This is a genomic window from Mycobacterium sp. (genome assembly GCF_036490025.1).
GTDB lineage: Bacteria > Actinomycetota > Actinomycetes > Mycobacteriales > Mycobacteriaceae > Mycobacterium.
The window spans coordinates 1-4089 of sequence record NZ_DASXEP010000097.1 but is presented as its reverse complement, the minus strand read 5'-3'; the positions used below and the strand labels follow the sequence as shown (position 1 = coordinate 4089).

Annotated in this window: 4 protein-coding genes and 1 pseudogene; 1 reads left to right on the top strand and 4 read right to left on the bottom strand. The window is 61.4% G+C overall.

Annotated elements, in window-relative coordinates; translation table 11 throughout:
- Positions 1-236, bottom strand: a 236-nt coding sequence (locus VGG53_RS10895; RefSeq protein ID WP_331518070.1) for a hypothetical protein, incomplete at its 3' end; no start/stop codon positions are given.
- Between the two features lie 87 nt (positions 237-323).
- Complete coding sequence (locus VGG53_RS10890) at positions 324-539, bottom strand: hypothetical protein (protein WP_331518069.1); 216 nt, start codon at positions 537-539, stop codon at positions 324-326.
- Positions 540-946: 407 nt separating this feature from the next.
- Between VGG53_RS10890 and tnpB the strand changes: the two genes are divergently transcribed.
- Positions 947-1504, top strand: coding sequence for an IS66 family insertion sequence element accessory protein TnpB (tnpB, locus tag VGG53_RS23930; protein ID WP_349257523.1), 558 nt, complete (start codon positions 947-949; stop codon positions 1502-1504).
- Here the strand turns inward: tnpB and VGG53_RS10880 are convergent.
- Both VGG53_RS10880 and VGG53_RS10875 read right to left on the bottom strand, forming a co-directional pair.
- Positions 1406-1941, bottom strand: a pseudogene (locus VGG53_RS10880) (Hint domain-containing protein). The gene tnpB and the pseudogene VGG53_RS10880 sit on opposite strands and share 99 nt — an antisense overlap.
- Before the next feature lie 303 nt (positions 1942-2244).
- On the bottom strand, positions 2245-3972 hold the full coding sequence (locus VGG53_RS10875; protein WP_331518068.1) for an IS1634 family transposase: 1728 nt from the start codon (positions 3970-3972) through the stop codon (positions 2245-2247).
- Positions 3973-4089 lie beyond the last annotated feature (117 nt).

Genomic DNA, 4089 nt, shown 5'->3' with positions numbered 1-4089 from the left:
GAGCTCTGTTGCCCTGGCCCGACCCTGTACTTGAGTGGATCCCACTCGTTCGTCTCCCGGACCAGGAACCAACTTTGTCCGGTGTGGGTGTTCAACAAGTAAACACCCGGTTGATGAGAGTCTGTGCCCGGTACTGCAACGATCTGAAAACGCTGTGCTGAGGTTGTATCAGCGATAGAACACTGAGTTCCGGCCACAAGCGCCGCTACGGCCAGCACGAAAAGCGCCCATTTCATGCGAATCTCCCCTCACAAATCACCCACGGACTCGCATAGCTTCAACGCCGTAGCTCCGCCAGTGGCGGGCGGGGACCGCTCTGGCGGTCATGAGCCGCGACTGACCCTCCGGACCAACTCGCGGAACATTTCGTCGGCGGCGTCACCGCGGCGCTGGTGTTCCTCGGGCGTCAGGTCCGGCACGACGGTGCGGTTGGCATGGGGGCGGTTCGCGGTGACGATCCTGGACGGCGGCGTCATCGCGCAGGCTGGCTTGCCCCGGCGGCGGGATCGCTTGGGTGGGTTGGATCGGACGATTGTCATGGCCGCGTTGTAGCACCGATGGTCTGAGCTATTTTGACTCCTTGTCCCACCACGCTGACGCGCATGAAGGTCGCGATGCCAACTACTGTCAGTAGGCCAACGAAATACCGCGGAGAGGGTGATGCCGTCGAACTTCAGTTTGTTGCTGGATGAACTCGACGCCGAAATGTGTTTCGGCGTGGAAAAAGGACCCGCTTGGAGGGGTAATCGGCGTCCAAAAGGGACCCCCCTGTGGAGTGCGCCCCTGCGGGTGGACAGTTTGAGCGAAAGGATTTGGCCCGACCATCACTGACCGAGCGAAGTAGTGCGGACAAAATTGAGATCAGGCTGCCGGATGGAACGGCAATCACCGTTGGGCAAGATGTCGGCCTGGTGGCACTGCGTGGCGTGGTGACGGCACTGCGCAGATGATTGCCCCACCAACTGGTGTGCGAGTCTGGTTGGCGACGGGCGCGACAGACATGCGGCGTGGGATGAACAGTCTTGCTTTGCAGGTTCAAGAGACGTTGCATCGTGATCCGAATGCTGGCGATTTTTACGTCTTCCGAGGGAAACGCGGTGACCTGTTGAAGATTCTTTGGCATGACGGTCTCGGGATGTCGCTGTATGCTAAAAGACTGGAGCGCGGCAGGTTCATATGGCCATCACCGGCCGACGGTGTCGTTCCGATCTCAGACTGCACAGCTCGGCTACATGCTCGAAGGGATCGACTGGAGAGATCCGCAACAAACCTGGCGTCCGCTCGCAGCGGGATGAGCCGAAAAAATCGACTTCGCGGACCGTACGTCCTCAGTAACGGTCTGCTCGTCTGGAATATACCCGAGGCTCCTCGCCCTTACCGCCAGTCCTCTCCAAACCGGCTCTACCTAGTCTGCCTGTACAGTGAGCGGCGCGCAAGCATAGCGCTCCCAGCTCTTAAGGCCAACATTCACGGTCGCAAAGTCCGGATGCAAAATCATCGCTAGTCCGGCGTTGCCGAACATCGCGCGGTTGCCGGTATCAAGGTAGCTTTCGGCCAGCAGCCCATCGACAATCTGTACATCGTGTTGTGGGAGTTCGACGTGGAAATACGTTACCCGCTCCACTGACTGCTGAACGATGGTGGTGCCGTTGATGAGCAACCTCACCGGGATCAGTACGCCATCCACGAATACGGCATGATCAGGTGACAACCCAAGGCACGACGCGGATTTTCATCTCCGAATGCGCCTGCTTTGACCTGCACCGGCCAGACCATCTGTGGGTTTGGATGCCGACCGCAGTCGATCTGACGGTAACCGATCCACCTGATCGCTGCGACACCGTCGAAATGCGTACGAACCATTTGGCCAACCGCGAGGTCCTGAACGCGAACATAGCCTTCCGGTGTCAAGACGTTGGTGCCGAGCGTGAAGCACGGCATACCGAACCCTTCCGAATCCACGCCGCTGAGACTGAGGTTGGGGTTCGCGATATAGTATCCCGTCATCCAAAAAGCTAAGATTGAAGTTAGCATCCGCGGTCGATTGCGGAGAGCCGTTGTCTTTGTAGAACAGCTCTTCCTCGCACGCCCCATCGATCGCATTTACGAATGAACTATTCCCCAGGAGCTCCTCAGCACCCGAGCTGTTCACCCAGATTCTAAAGTTCGGATCCTTAGCCCGAAGTTCCCCCCAACGTCCCTGCCAACAGGCTGACGAGACTCGTGTTTTTGGCATTGTCCTGCCTACACGTTGTGTTTCAGACTGAGGAGTTGGAAGACTCGCTGGTGCACGGTGGTTGGTCTGGAGAGAACAGTAACCGGCAGTGCATCGCCAAAGCGGACGGTATTGCGGGTGAGGTTTGCGAGATCGGCGAGCAGTGTTGCGAAGCTGTGAACGGGTTGGCCATCGGCACTTCGCTTGGTGGCGGCCTTGGCGCGCGCGGCCGGCGAGACGCGCGCGGCGGCGACGGGTGAGGTGCGCTGGAGTGCGGCCGCCTGCTTGTCATGGTCGGTGAACAGCATGGGCGCCAGCGCCTGCTGCATGTGCCAGGTGACGTAGTAGGCGAGCATGCAAAGCAGTACATGGCCACGCACGCGCCGCGCGCGGCGATGATGGATCGGGCGGATATCGAGATCGGTGGTCTTGAGGCTGCGGAAGGCACGCTCGACCTGGCTGAGGCTCTTATAGGCGAGCACGACCTGCTCGGTGGGGAAGACCTTGGCTGGCAGGTTGGTGCGGATGACGTAGAACCCGTCGAGTGCGGCCTCAGCAGCGATGGCGTCCTGCTTGCGTGACCACGAGAGGGCGGTGTCGCTGATCACCACATCGAAGTGCTTGGCCATCTTATGCTTGTTGAGCACGGTGCCGACGGCGATGCCGATCCTGGCCGCGCCGCGCAACGGGCGGCGTTTGTGGTGCAGCCTGGTGGCGACGGCAGCGAGCAGGCGCTCGGTCGCCTCCAGTAGATCCTGGCGTTTGTGGCAGCGCCTGGCGGCGAGGTCGGGATTGCGGCAGACGACGAGGCGTTCGCCCGGGTAGTCGTCGGCGGTGATCTCGGCCATGTCGCGTTGATCGAACAGGGAGAGCTGCAACGGACCGCCCTCTGCGGCAAGCTCGCGGATAGAGGGCGCGCGCAAGGCGGTGATCCAGTCCAGGCCAGCGGGTTTGACATCGGCTTCGAGCCGCGCGTCGGTGATCATGCCACGATCGCCGACCAGCACGACGCGGCTGAGGTTGAAGCGGCTCCGCAGCTTGGTGATCTGGGCCGCGAGCGTCATCGGGTCCGCGGTGTTTCCGTCAAACACCTCGACCGCGATCGGGCATCCCTGCTCGTTGCAGAGCAGGCCATAGACAATCTGCGGACGATCGGGCCGGTGGTCACGGCTGTAGCCACGCTGCGCAAGTTCGCAATGCTCGCCTTCGAGATAGCTCGAGCTGACATCGTAGAGCACCAGCACGCCGTCCTTGAGATGACGGCGGGCGAGTGCCTGTTCGATCTCCGGCTGGGCGGCCTGCAGCCGATCCAGTGCCTCGTAGAGTTCGTCGGCATCGACTTCACCGAGACCGAGCAAGGCGCCGAGCGCGTGCGATGCGGTGGCGTCGCTGAGCTGGCGCGCAGTGGCGAGCTTGGCGGCCGGTTCGATCACGCGGGCAACGATCATGGCTGTGATCAGTCTGGCCAGACGGTCGGGACGTCTGGGCAGGATCTGCTCAAGGCCAATCCGCCGCAGTGTGCCGAGCGCGGCCGCGACATGGCCATACGCCAAGGCACGCTCGATCTCGAAGCGCTGGGCCACCGCCGGTTGCATCGGCTCATCGGCGAGCACCCTGCGCAGAGCATCAATCTTGGCCGCAGGCCATCTGGACAGGTTGGCCAACGTGCGGCTCTTCACCTTGCCTTGCTCGCGATAGCTCTCGCGCAGCAGCACGGCGGGCGGGGAGTTCCGGTTGGCGATGGTCGTGATGTACACCGGGGCATCGACTCATGAACCGCCCGCGTCGCGCAAGAACTATTTTACATGCCTACGAATTTTGCCAAAATCGGCGGCCATCCCGCGAATTTTGGGAAATTCAGGGGGTAAGTTCGG

What these genes read in the sequence shown, in the direction of transcription:
- tnpB (WP_349257523.1), top strand. Translation starts at nt 947, where the DNA reads ATGATTGCCCCACCAACTGGTGTGCGAGTCTGGTTGGCGACGGGCGCG.
- VGG53_RS10890 (WP_331518069.1), bottom strand. Translation starts at nt 539, where the DNA reads ATGACAATCGTCCGATCCAACCCACCCAAGCGATCCCGCCGCCGGGGC.